Source organism: Amycolatopsis sp. NPDC051128 (assembly GCF_040682715.1).
In the GTDB taxonomy this organism is placed as follows: domain Bacteria; phylum Actinomycetota; class Actinomycetes; order Mycobacteriales; family Pseudonocardiaceae; genus Amycolatopsis.
Window position 1 is genome coordinate 36,739 of record NZ_JBFBBN010000065.1, and the last position, 16,509, is coordinate 53,247.

The 16,509-nt window shown below is 70.1% G+C and carries 12 protein-coding genes; 10 read left to right on the forward strand and 2 right to left on the reverse strand.

The features are described from left to right. The first annotated feature begins 345 nt into the window (after positions 1-345). The 8 genes from AB0M82_RS40935 to AB0M82_RS40970 all read left to right on the forward strand — a co-directional run bounded on the left by AB0M82_RS40935 (position 346) and on the right by AB0M82_RS40970 (position 11,343). On the forward strand, positions 346-2,337 hold the full coding sequence (locus tag AB0M82_RS40935; protein WP_364734303.1) for an NPCBM/NEW2 domain-containing protein: 1,992 nt from the start codon (positions 346-348) through the stop codon (positions 2,335-2,337). An 11-nt stretch (positions 2,338-2,348) separates the two neighbouring features. Continuing rightward, positions 2,349-4,205, forward strand: coding sequence for a glycoside hydrolase family 97 catalytic domain-containing protein (locus AB0M82_RS40940; RefSeq protein WP_364734306.1), 1,857 nt, complete (start codon positions 2,349-2,351; stop codon positions 4,203-4,205). Positions 4,206-4,494: 289 nt separating this feature from the next. After that, positions 4,495-5,637: a BMP family ABC transporter substrate-binding protein gene (locus AB0M82_RS40945; protein WP_364734308.1), complete on the forward strand. Its 1,143-nt coding sequence runs from the start codon at positions 4,495-4,497 to the stop codon at positions 5,635-5,637. Between the two features lie 76 nt (positions 5,638-5,713). Then, positions 5,714-7,285 (forward strand): ABC transporter ATP-binding protein, encoded by a 1,572-nt coding sequence (locus AB0M82_RS40950; RefSeq protein ID WP_364734311.1) that lies wholly within the window; start codon positions 5,714-5,716, stop codon positions 7,283-7,285. Then, positions 7,282-8,379, forward strand: coding sequence for an ABC transporter permease (locus AB0M82_RS40955; protein WP_364734313.1), 1,098 nt, complete (start codon positions 7,282-7,284; stop codon positions 8,377-8,379). Before AB0M82_RS40950 ends, AB0M82_RS40955 begins: the two co-directional genes overlap by 4 nt. Then, complete coding sequence (locus tag AB0M82_RS40960) at positions 8,379-9,656, forward strand: ABC transporter permease (protein ID WP_364734316.1); 1,278 nt, start codon at positions 8,379-8,381, stop codon at positions 9,654-9,656. Before AB0M82_RS40955 ends, AB0M82_RS40960 begins: the two co-directional genes overlap by 1 nt. Positions 9,657-9,673: 17 nt before the next feature. Further along, entirely contained in the window at positions 9,674-10,063 is a 390-nt protein-coding gene (locus AB0M82_RS40965; RefSeq protein WP_364734331.1) for a cytidine deaminase, read from the forward strand. Continuing rightward, on the forward strand, positions 10,060-11,343 hold the full coding sequence (locus AB0M82_RS40970; RefSeq protein ID WP_364734318.1) for a thymidine phosphorylase: 1,284 nt from the start codon (positions 10,060-10,062) through the stop codon (positions 11,341-11,343). Before AB0M82_RS40965 ends, AB0M82_RS40970 begins: the two co-directional genes overlap by 4 nt. A gap of 217 nt (positions 11,344-11,560) precedes the next feature. Here AB0M82_RS40970 and AB0M82_RS40975 read toward each other — a convergent pair whose 3' ends face one another. Next, positions 11,561-12,685, reverse strand: coding sequence for a PA containing protein (locus AB0M82_RS40975; protein WP_364734320.1), 1,125 nt, complete (start codon positions 12,683-12,685; stop codon positions 11,561-11,563). 213 nt (positions 12,686-12,898) lie between these two features. On the opposite strand from AB0M82_RS40975, the gene AB0M82_RS40980 reads away from it, so the two are divergent. Both AB0M82_RS40980 and AB0M82_RS40985 read left to right on the forward strand, forming a co-directional pair. Next, positions 12,899-13,993, forward strand: coding sequence for an adenosine deaminase (locus AB0M82_RS40980; protein ID WP_364734323.1), 1,095 nt, complete (start codon positions 12,899-12,901; stop codon positions 13,991-13,993). A 109-nt stretch (positions 13,994-14,102) separates the two neighbouring features. Next, positions 14,103-15,305 carry an MFS transporter gene (locus AB0M82_RS40985; RefSeq protein ID WP_364734326.1) on the forward strand — a complete coding sequence of 401 codons (1,203 nt, stop codon included), beginning with the start codon at positions 14,103-14,105 and terminating at the stop codon, positions 15,303-15,305. A 327-nt stretch (positions 15,306-15,632) separates the two neighbouring features. Here the strand turns inward: AB0M82_RS40985 and AB0M82_RS40990 are convergent. Then, positions 15,633-16,509: primosomal protein (locus AB0M82_RS40990; protein WP_364734329.1), on the reverse strand; the 877-nt coding region annotated here is incomplete at its 5' end.

The window sequence follows — 16,509 nt, forward strand, 5'->3', positions numbered from 1 at the left end:
CCGCAGTCGCCGCGGCGCGGCGGCAGTGCCGAGATCTCCGTCATCGAGCCTGGATGAATCGGATGCTAGACCCGCTCCCGGCAGGCAGCTCACCTCCGGGTTCCTCTCTGTGATGGACCAGACACCGGTACTCCCGTGCCGCCACCCGGCGGTGTGGCGCAGCGCACTTGGGCGTGGGGAGGTGTCGGTCAGCGGGAACCCTGGAGGTCTGACCTCTGCAAAGTCTGATATCTGATGCGCTACGCCAAAAGGCTGGTGAAATCGGTTAATCGTTGACCGATGATCGCGTCGTTCCTACTGTCTCGGGCAAATACATCGGATCTCTCACGACGAGGTGACGTTCTGGTGAGACGACTCGGCTTGGTGATCGCCGTCGCGGCGCTGCTGCCCGTGGTGTCGGTCACGTCCGCGCGAGCACTGCCCGACGGCCTGGCGCTGACGCCGCCCATGGGGTTCAACAACTGGAACACCACCGGCTGCGCCGTCGACGAGCAGATCATCCGCGACACCGCCGACATCTTCGTCGCCAAGGGCCTCAAGGCCGCCGGCTACGAGTACGTCAACGTCGACGACTGCTGGGCCGAGGCCGCGCGCGACGCCGACGGGCGCATGCAGGCGAACAAGGCCCGCTTCCCGAGCGGCATCAAGGCCCTCGCCGACTACGTCCACTCGAAGGGCCTCAAGTTCGGCATCTACACCAGCGCGGGCACGCTGACCTGCGCGAAGACCCAGCCGGGCGCGCTCGACCACGAAGACGTCGACGCGCGGACGTTCGCCGGCTGGGGCGTCGACTACCTCAAGTACGACAACTGCAACAACCAGGGACGGCCCGCGCTCGAGCGCTACACGAAGATGCGTGACGCGTTGAAGAAGACGGGTCGCCCGATCGTGTATTCGCTCTGCGAGTGGGGCGAGAACAAGCCGTGGACGTGGGGCGCCGACGTCGGGCACCTCTGGCGCACCACCGGCGACATCAAGGACAACTGGGCCAAGATGCTCCAGATCCTCAAGGCGAACGCGCCACTCGCGCAGTACGCCGGGCCCGGGCACTGGAACGACCCCGACATGCTCGAGGTCGGCAACGGCGGCATGACGACCGAGGAGTACAAGTCCCACTTCTCGCTGTGGGCGATGATGGCCGCGCCGCTGCTCATCGGCGCCGACCTGCGCAAAGTTTCGCCGGAGAACTTCGACGTCCTGCGCAACGCCGAGGTCATCGCGCTCGACCAGGACCGCCGCGGGGTCCAGGCGCGGGTGCTGTCCAACCAGGACGGACACTGGGTGTTCGCCAAGCCCCTGGCGAACGGTGACGTCGCGGTCGCGCTGTTCAACGAAACGACGTCGTCCGCCACGATCGGCACCACCGCGGCCGGCATCGGCCTTCCGAAGGCCGCCGGGTACTCCGCTCGCGACCTCTGGGCCCACCGCGACCTCCAGACCGCCGGCCGGCTCGCCGCGGTCGTCCCACCACACGCGACAGTCGTGTACCGGGTGCACGCGGGCGGCGCCTGGTGGCGGAACGCGCCTCTGGTGAGCACGGGCATCGAGCTGGCCGCGCCGGTCCCGGGCGTGCCGGGCGAGATCACGCCCGCCGGCAAGCCCTTCGAGGTCACGGTCTCCGCGACCGACGAAGCCCGCGTCCCGGTGTTCGACCCGCGCGTCACGCTCACCGCGCCCGCCGGCTGGCGCGTCGAGCAGCCGGCCAGGCCCCGGCAGTTCGTGCTCGGCACCGGCGACACCGCGGCCGGCCGCTGGCGGGTGACTCCGCCGGCCGGCACCGAAGGCACGACAGCGGTCCTGCGCGGCGGCGTCACGTACCGGGCCCTCGGGTTCGGTCAGGCGAGCTGGGCCGGCGAGCAGCGGCTCACCGTGCCCACGGCACCGCCGACGGCATCCGCGTGGGCGAGCGACCTGCGCTGGGCGGCCGAGAAGAACGGCTACGGCCCGGTCGAGCGGAACATGTCCAACGGCAGCATCCCCGCCGGCGACGGCAAGCCGCTGACGATCAACGGCGTCGTCCACCCGAAAGGCCTCGGCGCCCACGCGCCCAGCGAAGTCGTCTTCTACCTGGGCGGTCGCTGCACGGCGTTCACCGCGGACGTCGGCATCGACGACGAGCGCGAGGCGACGAACAAGCAGGGCTCCGCGACGTTCGAGATCTACGCGGACGGCGCGAAGGCGGCCTCGACGGGCGTGCGCACCTGGCAGGACCCGGCCTTGCCCCTGGCCGCGGACCTGCGCGGCGCCCAGTACCTGCGGCTCGTCGTCACCGACGGCGGCGACGGCAACTCCTACGACCGCGGCGACTGGGCCGCGGCCCGGCTCACCTGCGCCTGAAGGGACTCCGCATGAGGAAACGAGTGGGAACGGCGGCCGTGCTGGCCGTCGGGATGGCACTGGCCGGGTTGCCGGCCGCCGGGCAGCCCGCGCCGGTGACGTCCTGGACGCTCACCGCGCCGGGGACGTCCTTCGCGCCCATGCCCGAAGCGCACATCGCGTTGGACCAGGGAAAACTCACGCTGTCGGTGACTCGCGGCGCGACGACGGTGCTGGAGCCGTCCGCCCTCGGCGTCGAAACCGGGAACGGCGACCTGACGAAAAGCCTGAAGGTCACCGGGTTCAGCCAGCGGCCGGTCCACGACGAGTACACGACCACCACCGGCAAACGCTTGCGGCACACCTACGACGCCGCCGAAACCACGCTGAACGTCAAGGGACCCGGCGGCACGTTCGACGTCGTCTTCCGAGTGTCCCGCGACGGCGTCGCCTACCGGTACGTCTTCGACACCCCGAAGTGGGTGACGGTCGTCCGTGAAGCGTCGGAGTACGCCGTCCCGCAGACCGCCGACTCCTTCCTGCTGCCGTTCGACAACGGCCGCAGCGACTACGAGAGCATCCACGTCCACAAGCCGGTCGCGCAGCAGGCCCCGGCCGAGTACGGCTACCCGGCGCTGTTCCACGTCGGCGACGCCTGGCTGTCGGTCCTGGAATCCGACCTGAACGGCAGCTACGCGGGCTCCCGGCTGACACTCAGCCCGCAGCACCGCTTCCAGCTGACCCTCGGCGACCCGGCGGAAGTCGCGAAAGGACCATTGTCGACGCCGTGGCGCGCGATGATCGTCGGCGACCTGGCCACCGTCACGCAGTCCGACCTCAGCGCCGACCTCGCGAGCCCGTCGAAGATCGCCGACACCTCGTGGATCAAGCCCGGCGCCGGCGCGTGGTCGTGGTGGTCGGAAGGCACCGGCGACCTCGCGCTGCAGGAGAAGTACGTCGACCTCGCGGCGAAGGAGGGCTGGGCGTACAACCTCGTCGACGCGAGCTGGAACGCCGCCTGGGTGCCGGACCTGGTCGCCTACGCCAAACAACGGAACGTCGGCATCTGGCTGTGGGCCGACGCGAAGATCACCGACACCGACAGTGAGCGGGAAAAGAACTTCAAGCAGTACGCCGACTGGGGCGTCGTCGGGCTCAAGATCGACTTCGTCGAGTCCGAGCGGCAGGACCGCACCCGCTGGTACGACGCCGTGCTCGCCGCGGCCGCGAAGTACCACCTGATGGTGAACTTCCACGGCGCGCCGATCCCGCGCGGCATCCAGCGCACCTGGCCGAACGTGATGAGCGTCGAAGGGGTGCGGGGCGCCGAAGGCACGAAGCCGAAGCCGGGACGCGAGCCGTTCCCGATCGACCACTACCTGACGCTGCCGTTCACGCGGAACCTCTCCGGCTCGATGGACTTCACGCCGGTCACGTTCACCGGCGTCCGGCCGACCAGCGACGGCGGCGAGCTCGCGCTGAGCGTGCTGTTCGAATCCGGCGTCCAGCACTTCGCCGACAGCGTCGCGAGCTACGCCGCCCACCCGGTCGCCGAGCGGCTCCTCAAGGGCATCCCGACGGCGTGGGACGACACGCTGCTGCTGGCCGGCGACCCCGGGAAGCTCGCGGTGCTCGCTCGCCGCAGCGGCGCGCAGTGGTACGTCGGGGCGCTGGCGGCGGGGCCGGCGGCGCGGCTCGACGCGCCGCTGGGATTCCTCCCACCGGGTGATTGGCTGGCCGAGGTCTACGGCGACGGCGCCGACGGGAAGCTCCAGGTGACGACACAGCGCGTGACATCCGGGAGCGTCCTCACCGTTCCGGTGGCCGCGAACGGTGGATTCACCGCCCGTCTCTGTCAGGCCCCGCCCGGCGCGCAGGCCTGCCCCTGAGTAGCCCGAATGGGGCTCCGAAGGCCGCTGTGCGGGCACTGTATGCCCTGATGGTGGCCTTCTGAGCGGCTTTTTCCCGCCGTCGGCTGGGCCGTTCGGATGATCACGGACGGTATCCAGCCCGTCGCGCGTCCAACTCGTGAGTAAACGTTTGTGTTACGTAGCGTGCCTTTCCTATGGCGCATTCCTGTCAGTTGGGTACGGTCTGGCGGTCGACCCGGCAGTAGGGCCGGGTCGTGCCCTTGACCATCCGCTGGATCAGCGGGGAGGGAGAAACACGTTGCGTCGCATGCGTGGAACCGCGCTGGCCGCCGTGGCCATGTCCGGGGTGCTCGCCCTGGCCGGCTGTGCCAAGGACTCGAGCGGTGGCAGCAGCAACAACAGCGCCGCGCCTTCGTCGGGTGGCTCGGACTGCATCACCGCGCAGAAGCCGCCGGCGGCGCCCGCCGCGGCGAGCAGCTCGGCCGCGGCCGGCGAGAAGGTCGACGGCAGCAAGCTCAAGATCGGCCTGGCCTTCGACGTCGGCGGCCGCGGTGACGCGTCGTTCAACGACGCCGCCGCCGCGGGCACCGACAAGGCGAAGTCCGACCTCGGCGTGACGACGGTCAACGAGAGCACCGCCTCCGCCAGCGAGGCCGAGTCGGCCAAGCAGCAGCGCCTCGACCAGATGGCCGCCTCGGGCCTGAACCCGATCATCGCGGTCGGCTTCGCCTACGCGAAGTCGGTCGAAGCTGTCGCCGCGAAGTACCCGAACACCAAGTTCGCCATCGTCGACGACGACTCGATCAAGCTGCCGAACGTGCAGCCGCTGGTCTTCGCCGAGGAGCAGGGCTCGTTCCTCGCCGGTGTCGCCGCCGCGTACAAGAGCAAGAGCTGCCACATCGGCTTCGTCGGCGGTGTCAACACTCCGCTGATCCAGAAGTTCGAGGCCGGCTTCCTGCAGGGCGCGAAGACGGTTTCGAGCAAGATCAAGATCGAGGACGAGTACCTCACCCCGGCCGGTGACTTCTCCGGGTTCCAGGACCCGCCGAAGGGCAACGCGAAGGCCGCGGCCGAGATCGCCAAGGGTGCGGACGTGATCTACCACGCCGCCGGCGCCTCGGGCAAGGGTGTCTTCGACGCCGCGAAGGCGGGCAACGCGCTGGCCATCGGGGTCGACTCCGACCAGTACAACCAGAAGACCGTCGCGGCCGACAAGGACGTCATCATCACGTCCATGCTCAAGCGCGTCGACGTCGCGGTGTTCACCTACATCCAGGCCCTCGCCAAGGGCGACCTGAGCGTTCTGCCGAAGCGGTTCGACCTCAAGGTCGACGGCGTCGGCTACGCCACCTCCGGCGGCAAGGTCGACGACATCAAGGACGTCCTGGACGGCTACAAGGCCCAGATCATCTCGGGCGCGATCACCGTTTCGGACAAGCCGCAGAAGTAGCTCAACGCGTGCCGGGGCTCGGAGGAATTCTCCTCCGAGCCCTCACGCGTTTAGAAGATATGGAATTCTCCCGCCCATGAGCACAGCCGAGGCCCCGGCCGAGGCCGTCCCCGACCGGGGCGCGCCCGCCGTCCAGCTGACCGGGATCACCAAGCGCTTTCCCGGCGTGGTGGCCAACTCCGACGTCAACCTCACCGTCGCCGCCGGCGAGGTGCACGCCATCTGTGGTGAGAACGGCGCCGGCAAGTCCACCCTGATGAAGATCCTCTACGGCATGCAGCCGCCGGACGAGGGCACCATCGCGATCAACGGCGAAGAGGTGAAGCTGCGCAATCCGCAGGACGCCATCCGCGCCGGCATCGGCATGGTGCACCAGCACTTCATGCTGGCCGACAACCTCACGGTCGGCGAGAACGTCTTCCTCGGCGCCGAGGCCCTGCACGGCATCGGCCGCGCCGCTCGCGCCCGGCTGGCCGAGCTCGCGCGGCGGACCGGCCTGCGCGCCGAGCCGGACACGCTGCTGGAGGAGCTCGGCGTCGCCGACCGCCAGCGCGTCGAAATCGTCAAGGTGCTCTACCGCGGGGCGAAGATCATCATCCTGGACGAGCCGACCGCGGTGCTCGTGCCGCAGGAGGTCGACGCGCTGTTCGCGACCGTCCGGGAGATGAAGGCCGACGGCTACACGTTCCTCTTCATCTCGCACAAGCTCGACGAGGTCCGCGCGATCGCCGACACCGTCACGGTGATCCGGCGCGGCTCGACCGTCGGCACGGCGGACCCGAAGACGATCACCTCCCACCAGCTCGCGGAGATGATGGTCGGGTCCGAGCTGCCCAGCCCGGAGACCCGCGAATCCACCGTCACCGACCGCGCCGTGCTCCGGCTGACCGGGCTGACGCTGGGCGCCGAGGGCTCCGACCGCAACGCGCTCGACGACGTCACCTTCACCGTGCGCGCGGGCGAGGTGCTCGGCATCGCCGGGGTCGAAGGCAACGGCCAGACCGAGCTCGTCGAGACGATCATGGGCATGCGCAAGCCGTCCGGTGGCACGATCGAGCTGGTGGATGCGGACGCCAAAGCCCGCGACCTCACCAAGGCGGGCACGCTGGCGCGGCGCGAGGCCGGCATCGGCTACATCGCCGAAGACCGCACCCGGCACAGCCTGCTGCTCACGCAACCGTTGTGGGTCAACCGGATCCTCGGCTACCAGACCCGACGGCCGGTCTCCAGAGGACAGTTGCTCGACATCGCGGGCGCCCGCGCGGACACCGAGCGGATCGTGCGCGACTACGACGTCCGGACGCCGGGCATCGACGTCCCGGCCGCGGCGCTGTCGGGCGGCAACCAGCAGAAGCTGATCGTCGGGCGGGAGCTGTCCGGCGACCCGGTGGTGCTCATCGCGTCGCACCCCACGCGTGGCGTCGACGTCGGCGCGCAGGCGCTGATCTGGGAGAACATCCGGCAGGCCCGCGCGGCCGGGCTCGCCGTGCTGCTGGTCTCCGCCGACCTGGACGAGCTGATCGGCCTGTCCGACACGATCCGGGTCATGTTGCGCGGGCGCCTCGTGAGCGAGGCCGACCCCGCCACCGTGACCCCGCAGGAACTGGGCTCCGCGATGACCGGCGCGGGAGAGGGTGACGAAGAATGACCTCCTGGCGCACGAAATTACTGCCGCCGCTGCTGGCGATCGTCTTCGCCGTGCTGCTGTCGGCGATCGCGCTGATCGTCTCCGGGGCCGACCCGCTGCAGGCGTACGGCACGATGGTCGGCCAGATGTTCAAGGGCTCCACCGCGGTCGACACCGTGAACCTCGCGACCGTCTACTACCTGTCCGGGCTCGCGGTCGCCATCGGCTTCCAGATGAACCTGTTCAACATCGGGGTCGAGGGCCAGTACCGGTTCGCCGCCGTCGTCGCGGCCATCGCCGGCGGCGCCATGAAGCTGCCGCCGGTCATCCACACCCTGGCCATCATCGTGGTCGCGGCGGTCGCGGGCATGGCCTACGCGGCGGTCCCGGCGGTCCTCAAGGTCACCCGCGGGGTGAGCGAGGTCATCTCGACGATCATGCTCAACGCGATCGTCGCCGGGATCATCGCCTTCCTCATCAACGCCGACCAGTTCGGCGTGCAGACCGGCAACAACATCGGCACCCGCGTGATCGAGCCGTCCGGCCGGATCCCGGGCATCCCGCTCGGCCCGGGCACGCTGTTCGGGTTCGTGTTCATCGCCGTGCTGATCGGTGCCGCGTACTGGTTCATGCTCAACCGCACCCGGTTCGGCTTCGAGCTCAAGGCGTCCGGCGAGTCCACCACCGCGGCCGCCGCGGGCGGCGTCAACGCCAAGAAGATGACGCTGATCGCGATGCTGCTCTCCGGCGGCGTGGCCGGCATGGTCGCCATGCCGGAACTGCTCGGCCGCGACTTCAGCTACGGCATCACCGCGACGCAGATGTACGGCTTCACCGGCATCGCGGTCGCGCTGCTGGGCCGCAACCACCCCGGCGGCATCGCGCTCGGCGCGCTGCTGTGGGCGTTCCTCGACACCTCCGCGGTGTCGCTGGAGCAGATCAACGTGTCCAAGGAGATCGCGACGATCATGCAGGGCATCATCGTGCTGTCGGTCGTCGTGGCGTACGAGATCGTGCGGCGCGCCGACCTCGCGGCCGAACAACGCAGGGTCGGCCGCGCACTCGCGGCCAACGGCCGCAAGGGCGCTTCGGTCGCCGAAGGGGGTGCGGTCTGATGGCCGTCACCGACGTCTCCCGGCCGGACCCGGGCAGCAGCTCGACGATGCCGGTGCACCGCAAACGATCCCGGCTCCCCGGCTGGCTCCGCGGCGTGATCTGGGCCGTGGTCGCCATCGCCGTCCTCTCGACGGCTTCGTACTCCACCGGCGTCGCCGCGCTGACGTCGTCGAACACCGCGCAGACGGCGCTGCGCCTGGCCCTGCCGATCCTGCTCTGCGCGCTGGGCGGCCTCTGGGCCGAACGCGCGGGCGTCGTCAACATCGGCCTCGAGGGCATGATGATCCTCGGGACCTGGGGCGCCGCCTGGGGTTCGTACAACGGCGGCGTCTGGGCCGGTCTGCTGGCCGCGCTCGTGTTCGGCGCGCTCGGCGGGCTGCTGCACGCGGTGGCGACGGTGACGTTCAACGTCAACCACATCGTCTCCGGCGTCGCGATCAACCTGCTCGGCCTCGGCGTCACGAAGTACCTGGCGAACCTCGTCTTCGAGCCGATCTCCGGCAACCCGCGGCAGTCGCCGGTGGTGCCGAAGTTCGACACCTACTCGGCGTCGTTCCTCTCGGACTGGCTCGGCGACCTGGAGAAGGAGCAGCGCGTCGGCGTCTCCGACGTCGCCGGCATCCTGCGCGGCCTGGTCACCGAGGTGGCTCCGCTGACGATGATCGCGATCATCCTGGTGCCGGTGAGCTTCTGGGTGCTCTGGCGGACCCGGTTCGGCCTGCGGCTGCGGTCGTGCGGCGAGAACCCGGTGGCCGCGGAGTCCCTCGGCGTCAACGTCTACCGGCACAAGTACATCGCGATGCTGATCTCCGGCGCCTTCGCCGGGATGGGCGGCGCGTCGCTGGTGCTGCTGCGCGGCGGCGCGGACTACCTGGAGAACCAGACGAACGGCCGCGGGTACATCGGCCTCGCGGCGATGATCTTCGGCAACTGGCGCCCGGGCGGCCTGCTCGGCGGCGCGGCGCTGTTCGGCTACGCGGACGGCCTGCAGCTCGCCGGTGGCGGCGAAGCGGTGCTCGCGCTGCTGTACGGCGCGGTGATCCTGGTCGCCGTGATCGTCGTCGTCCAGCTGTTCCGGCGGCAGTGGATCGCGGCCGGGCTCGGCGTCGTCGGCGCGGGCATCCTGTACGCGATCTACTGGTCCAACGACACGCTGTCGTCCGACCTGATCCCGTACACCGCGCACTTCGTGACGCTGATCGTGCTGGCGGTGGCTTCGCAGCGGCTGCGGCCGCCGAAGGCCGACGGCCAGCCGTACCGGCGAGGTGAGGACTGATGACCACTGTGTCCTCTGTGTCCTCTGTGGACTGGGACGCGCTGCGCTCTCGTGCCATCGAAGCGGCTTCCCATGCGTACGCGCCTTATTCGGGTTTGCACGTCGGAGTCGCCGGGATCGTCGACGACGGCCGCGTCGTCACCGGCTGCAACGTCGAGAACGCGTCCTACGGGCTCGGGCTGTGCGCGGAGTGCACGATGGCCGGGCAGCTGCGGCTGTCCGGCGGCGGGCGGCTGGTCGCCGTCGCGTGCCGCAGCGGCGCCGGTGACCTGCTGATGCCGTGCGGACGCTGCCGGCAGATCCTGTTCGAGCTGGGCGGATCTCTTTGCCTGGTGGACACTCCGCGCGGGGTGCTGCCGATGTCGGACGTCCTGCCGGACGCCTTCGGCCCGGACGACCTCCCGTGAGCGAGTTCGCCGCGGTCGACGTGATCCGCACCAAGCGAGACGGTGGCCGGCTTTCCGACGAGCAGATCGACTGGGTCGTCGACGCGTACACGCGCGGAGTGGTGGCCGAAGAACAGATGTCGGCGCTGGCCATGGCGATCTTCCTCCGCGGCATGGACGCGGACGAGATCTCGCGGTGGACGCACGCGATGATCGCCTCGGGCGAGCGGCTGTCGCTTTCGGTGTCCCGCCCGACGGTGGACAAGCACTCCACCGGCGGCGTCGGCGACAAGATCACGCTGCCGCTGGCGCCGCTCGTGGCCGCGTGCGGTGCGGCGGTGCCCCAGCTGTCCGGACGCGGGCTCGGCCACACCGGCGGCACGCTCGACAAGCTGGAGTCGATCCCCGGGTGGCGGGCTTCGCTGTCGACCGCGGAGATCCAGGCCCAGCTGGAGGACGTCGGCGCGGTCGTCTGCGCGGCGACGTCCGGGCTCGCGCCGGCGGACAAGAAGCTGTACGCGCTGCGGGACGTCACGTCGACCGTGGAGTCGATCCCGCTGATCGCCAGCTCGATCATGAGCAAGAAGATCGCCGAAGGGGCGTCCGGGCTGGTCCTGGACGTGAAGTTCGGGTCGGGCGCGTTCATGAAGACGCTCGACCAGGCACGGGTCCTGGCTTCCACCCTGACCTCGATCGGCGTCGGCCACGGCGTCCCGACGACGGCGTTGCTGACCGACATGAACGTCCCGCTGGGGCGGGCGGTCGGCAACGCGGTCGAGGTCGCCGAGTCGGTCGCCGTTCTCCAGGGCGGTGGCCCCGCGGACGTGGTCTCGCTGACGGTCGCGTTGGCGCGCGAGATGCTGGCCCTGGCCGGTATTTCGGCTGATCCGGCGGCGGTGCTGGCTTCGGGCGAGGCGTACGAGACGTGGTGCCGGATGATCTCGGCCCAGGGCGGGGATCCGTCCGCGCCGCTGCCGACGCCTTCGCACGTCCACGTGGTTTCGGCGCCCGCTTCCGGCGTCCTGGCTTCGCTGGACGCCTACGCGGTGGGCGTCGCGGCCTGGCGGCTCGGCGCCGGCCGCGCCCGCAAGGAGGACCCGGTCCAGGCCGCGGCCGGTGTGCTGTGCCTGGCCAAGCCGGGCGACGCCGTCTCCGCGGGGCAGCCCTTGCTGGAGCTGCACACGGACACGCCGTCCGCCGTCCCGGCCGCGCTGGCCGCTCTCGAGGGCGGGTTCTCGATCGCCTCCTCGGCCCCCGCGCCGGGCCCGATCGTCCGGGAGACGATCCGCGGCGAGGTGTGAGGATCATCGCGAAGATGATCACCCGTCCGAGTGCTGTTCGGTAGCCGGATCTCGCGTGATTGAGGCCGTAACTCGCGTGATCCGGGCCGTCACGGCTCCAGTCACGCGAGTTACGGCTCCAGTCACGCGAGTTACGGTTCTGATCACGCGAGATCCGGGTCCGCTCACGAAGAGGCCCCCACCCGCGTACCGGTGGGGGCCTAATCGGGTGGCTTGCTTACTCCGTGGCTTCTTCCGAGCCTTCGCCCGGCTTGGCCTTCGTGTCGGCCGGCTTCGGGGCGCGGCCGTTGCGGGAGCTGCGACGCGGCTGGCGCGGGGCCGGCGGGGGCGGGGAGATCTGCTGGACCGACGGGCCGCCGCCGAGCATGAGCTCCGCGAACGTCGCCATCGCCTCGTCGAGCTGGCCGCCGATCCGGCGGACGCTCTCGTCGTTGCTCTTGCGGACCAGCGTGTCCACCGAGTCGGTGTCCGGCTGCTTCGACAGCGTGCCCTCGACCTTGGCCAGGCCGCTCTTGAGCGCGCCGTCGAGGTCGCCGATGCCGGACAGGAAGCCGTCCTCCACCTTGTCGAGGCGGCCGGCCAGGTCGTCCAGGCGGGTGGTGACCGTTTCGAGGCGGTTGCCCAGGTTCTCCAGCCGGTCCGAGGCGTCGATCATCTCGCCGGTCTCGGTCAGCGCGACCTTCAGCGCCTCGGTGTTCGCGTCGAGCCGCTCCTGCGTGGCGCGGCCGAGTTCGCCGACCCGCTCCTGCGTGACGCGGCTCAGCTCGTCGACCTTGTTCCGCAGCTCGTGGTCGGCGTGGTCGACGCGGTCGCGCAGCGACGACTCGGCCTGCTCGATCCGCTCGCGGACCGGACCCTGCACCGACTGCGGGATCGCGTCGAGCTTCGTGTCCTGCTTGTCGAGGTGGCCGCCGACCTCGTCGATGCGGCGGTGGATGTTCTGCAGCTTGTCCTCGAGCCCGTCCATCCGCCCGGCGACGCCCTCGAAGCGCGCGGCGACGCCGTCGAGGCGGCCGTCGAGCTGCGCGAAGGGCTTGGCGAGCTTGTCGACGATGCTCTCGACCGCGCGGGTCAGCGCGGCGATCGCGTTGTCCTGGGCTTCGAGGCGGGACATCGTCTCGTCGAGCCGCTCGGCCAGGACGCTGACCTCGGTGCGGTCGGGCATCTCGGACAGCCGCTTGCGGACCGCCCCCAGCGAGTCCACCGGCGCGAGGCGGGCGTAGATGTCGTCGAGCGCGTCGAAGATCTGCTGCTGCTCGCTCTCACGCACTTCGGCCGCGCGCACCAGCATGTTGCGCATCCGGTCGAAGGACGGGGCGGCAATGTGGTTGTCAGTGGTCACTGCTGTGTGTCCTTCGTCGGCGGGGAAATGGGAGGGACGTGCCACGAAGCTTAACGATTGCGAAATTTCTACGCGTATGACCCCCGTGAAGTGCGTATTACGGAGGTCGCCCCCGGATGGGTGATTCGTCACAGGATCGCCAACGCTGAGGGTTAGCCCGAGCCTGAGACTTACCGCCGTGTAGGGGAATGACACTGAGGTTACCGTTGGGGGATGCCTGACGAAAGCCCTGTTCTGCCCACCGAGACGCTCCGCCGCGCACCCAAGGTGCTGCTGCACGACCACCTCGACGGCGGCCTGCGCCCCGCGACCGTCGCCGAGCTCGCCGAAACCACCGGCTATGCCGGGTTGCCCACGACCGATCCGGCCGAACTGGGCAGCTGGTTCCGCCAAGCGGCCGATTCCGGCTCGCTCGTCTCCTACCTCGAGACCTTCGCGCACACCTGCGGGGTGATGCAGACGGAGGAAGCCCTGGTCAGGGTCGCCGCCGAGGCGGTGGAGGACCTGGCCGCCGACGGCGTCGTCTACGCCGAGGTGCGCTACGCACCGGAGTTGTTCGTCGAACGCGGTCTGTCACTCGAAGCAGTGGTCGAGGCCGTCCAGGCGGGGTTCGCGGAGGGCACCCGGCGGGCGGCCGCGAACGGCCGCGGCATCCGCATCGGAACGTTGCTCTGCGGGATGCGCCAGCACGCCCGCGCGCTCGAGATCGCCACCCTCGCCGTCCGCTACCGCGACGCCGGCGTCGCCGGGTTCGACATCGCCGGCCCGGAGGACGGATTCCCGCCGACCCGCAATCTCGACGCCTTCGAATATTTACGTCAGAACAATGCGCATTTCACCATTCACGCCGGCGAGGCATTCGGTCTGCCGTCCATTTGGGAGGCGATTCAGCACTGCGGCGCCGAGCGGCTCGGCCACGGCGTGCGCATCGTCGAGGACGTCAAGACCGACGCGGACGGCACGGTCCACCTTGGACGGTTGGCCGCGTACGTCCGGGACCGCCGCATCCCCCTGGAGATCTGCCCGACCTCGAACGTCCAAACAGGCGCGGCGCGCTCGATCGCCGAGCACCCGATCGGCCTGCTGGCCAAGCTGCGCTTCCGGGTGACCGTGAACACGGACAACCGGCTGATGAGCGGATGCACGATGACCAGCGAATTCGCCGCGCTGCACGAGACGTTCGGCTATGGCCTCGACGACTTCCGCTGGTTCACCATCAACGCGATGAAATCCGCCTTCATCGATTTCGACGCCCGGCTCGCGCTGATCGACGACGTGATCAAGCCCGGGTACGCCGCCCTGGCCTGACTTCTCCGCCCGGGACCGCGGCCGCCGAATGGTGGTTGCGGTCCTTAGGCACGCCAACTATCGTTCACCATGTAGGAAGTTGTTCTCAAAATTTGAGACGGTGACGACGATGGCGCAGGTCGCGGACGGTTCGGTCGAGCAGCTTCAGGCGAGTCCGCGGCGGTGGCTCATCCTCGCGCTCGGCCTCGCCGCGCAGACCGCGAGTTGCTCCTTCCTTTACGGCCTCCCGTTCCTGGTCCCGGCCATGCGAGCCGCGGAAGGGCTCACCCTCGCCCAGGCCGGCACGGTCGTCGCGGCGCCGAGCATCGGGCTGCTGTTCACCTTGATCGTGTGGGGCGCGGCTGCGGACCGTTACGGAGAGCGCCTGATCATGGCGCTCGGCCTGGGAGCCTCGGGGTTACTCCTGGTGTACGCCGGGCTCGGGACTCACCCGGTCGAGCTTCTCTTCGGGGTGTTCCTGGCGGCGGGTGCGTTGACGGCTTCGGTGAACGCGGCGAGCGGCCGGGTCGTCATGGGCTGGTTCGCGAAGTCGGAGCGCGGCGTCGCGATGGGGATCCGCCAGACGGCCCAGCCACTCGGCGTCGGCGTCGCCGCGCTCGGGCTGCCGCCGCTGGCTTCGCAGTTCGGGTTCCGCGCGGCCATCCTGCTGCCGGCCGGGCTGGCGATCGTCGTCGCGCTGCTGGTGGCGTGGCTCGTCACGGACCCGCCGCGGCCGCCTCGGGTGTCGACCGGTGTCAGGCCGCCTTCGCCGTACCGGCACGCGACGCTGTGGCGGGTGCACGGCGCGAGCGCGCTGCTGGTGGTCCCGCAGTTCGCGGTGTCGGCGTTCGCGCCGGTGTACCTGGTGGCGGTGCAGCACTGGAGCCCGCTCTCCGCGGGCTGGTACCTGGCGGTGGTGCAGGTGCTGGGTGCCGCGGGACGGCTGGGATCGGGCTGGTGGTCCGACCGCGTCGGCAGCAGGCTGCGCCCGATGCGGCAGCTCGCTTTCGCCAGCTGCTTGGTCATGCTGCTGGTGGCGCTGGGCGACGCGACCTGGCCGTGGCTGGTGCTGCTGGCCCTCGCGCTGGCGGCGGTGATCACCGTGGCCGACAACGGTCTCGGCTTCACGGCCTCGGCCGAGCTGGCCGGCCTGGCCTGGTCGGGCCGCGCGATGGGCACGCAGAACACGGGCCAGAACATCGCGGCGTCGCTGACCCCGCCCCTGCTGGGCCTGGTGATCGGCGACAGCAGGTACGCACTGGCCTTCTGCGTCGCGGCGATCTTCCCGGCACTGGCGCTCGCGGTGGTCCCGGTCCGCGCCGAACACGACTGACGCCCGGCCGCGGGGGCGCCCCCCGTCTCCAGCGTATCGGCCACCCCCGACAGAAACCGTCCGCCGAAGCCACAGCGGCTCGAGTTGTCCCCAGGGCGCGATGCCCCTCCAGACACGCGAGATGCCCCTTCCAGGCGCGTGACTCGCGTGATCAGGCCCGTAACTCGCGTGATTGGACGCGCATCTCGCGTGATCGGAGCCGGAACGGGATCCGCACGTGATCGGGGAGGCATCTCGCGTACCTGGACGGTCGGCTCGCGTACCTGGAGGGACGACACGACGAAGGCCGCCTCCCGAGCCCGGGAGGCGGCCTTCGCGACGTCAGGACTAAGCGACCGTCAGGCGGTTCTCGAACGTCTCCACGAGCTTCCGCCACGCGCTCTGCTCGGCGTCGAACGGCGCGCTCGGCTCGAGGCGCGTCGGGTCCGGGCGCAGCACGAACGACACCAGCCAGCCCAGGCTTTCGTTCGACGCCAGCGCCCCTTCGACGCTCTCGTCGCCCGCCCACTCGGCCGCGTCCGTGATCAGCTCGACCGCCAGCTCGAGCTGGGTCGGGTCGATCGACTCCGGGCCCTCGGCGATGTCGGCGTCGAGCCCGGTGAGCACGTACGTGTTCTCCGGGTCGACCTCGATCTCGAGCTCGCCCGCCGTCGCCTTCGCCAGGACCTCGTCCCAGGTGGACACGTCGGCGAGGTCGGTGTCGGCCAGGTCCTTGCCGTCGGCGAGGGCTCGGGCGAGCGCACCCGTAGACGTGAAGACGTCGATCTCGCCCTCGCTGCCGAGGAACACCGGCGCGTCGTCGAGGTAGCAGCGCAGCGTGTAGTACTCCGCGCCGGACGTGATGATCTTGATCGGGTCGATGCCGACCTCGGCCCAGAAGCCGACCGGGCCCTCTTCTTCGTCCTCGTCGTCATCCGAGTCCGCGGCGTCGATCGCTTCGAGGTCCTCTTCGCCCTCGGCGCCGGCCTCGGCCTCGGCGGACTCCTCGTGGAACGCCGCCAGCTCCTCGGCGGTCTGCTCCAGCACCTTCTCGTCGACGTCCGGCGCCGTCACCAGGCCGTCGATCGCGTCGAGCACGGTGTCCCACTTCTGCGACACCGTTTCGGACAGGTCGTTCCACACCTGCACGCCGACGTTCCCGGTGAACGGGAGGGTGCCCTGGTCGAGCAGCGAGAAGCCCTCGGTCGAGTCGAGGACCTCGTGC

What these genes read in the sequence shown, in the direction of transcription:
- AB0M82_RS40945 (WP_364734308.1), top strand. Translation starts at nt 4,495, where the DNA reads ATGCGTGGAACCGCGCTGGCCGCCGTGGCCATGTCCGGGGTGCTCGCC.
- AB0M82_RS40980 (WP_364734323.1), top strand. Translation starts at nt 12,899, where the DNA reads ATGCCTGACGAAAGCCCTGTTCTGCCCACCGAGACGCTCCGCCGCGCA.
- AB0M82_RS40960 (WP_364734316.1), top strand. Translation starts at nt 8,379, where the DNA reads ATGGCCGTCACCGACGTCTCCCGGCCGGACCCGGGCAGCAGCTCGACG.
- AB0M82_RS40955 (WP_364734313.1), top strand. Translation starts at nt 7,282, where the DNA reads ATGACCTCCTGGCGCACGAAATTACTGCCGCCGCTGCTGGCGATCGTC.
- AB0M82_RS40950 (WP_364734311.1), top strand. Translation starts at nt 5,714, where the DNA reads ATGAGCACAGCCGAGGCCCCGGCCGAGGCCGTCCCCGACCGGGGCGCG.
- AB0M82_RS40985 (WP_364734326.1), top strand. Translation starts at nt 14,103, where the DNA reads ATGGCGCAGGTCGCGGACGGTTCGGTCGAGCAGCTTCAGGCGAGTCCG.
- AB0M82_RS40940 (WP_364734306.1), top strand. Translation starts at nt 2,349, where the DNA reads ATGAGGAAACGAGTGGGAACGGCGGCCGTGCTGGCCGTCGGGATGGCA.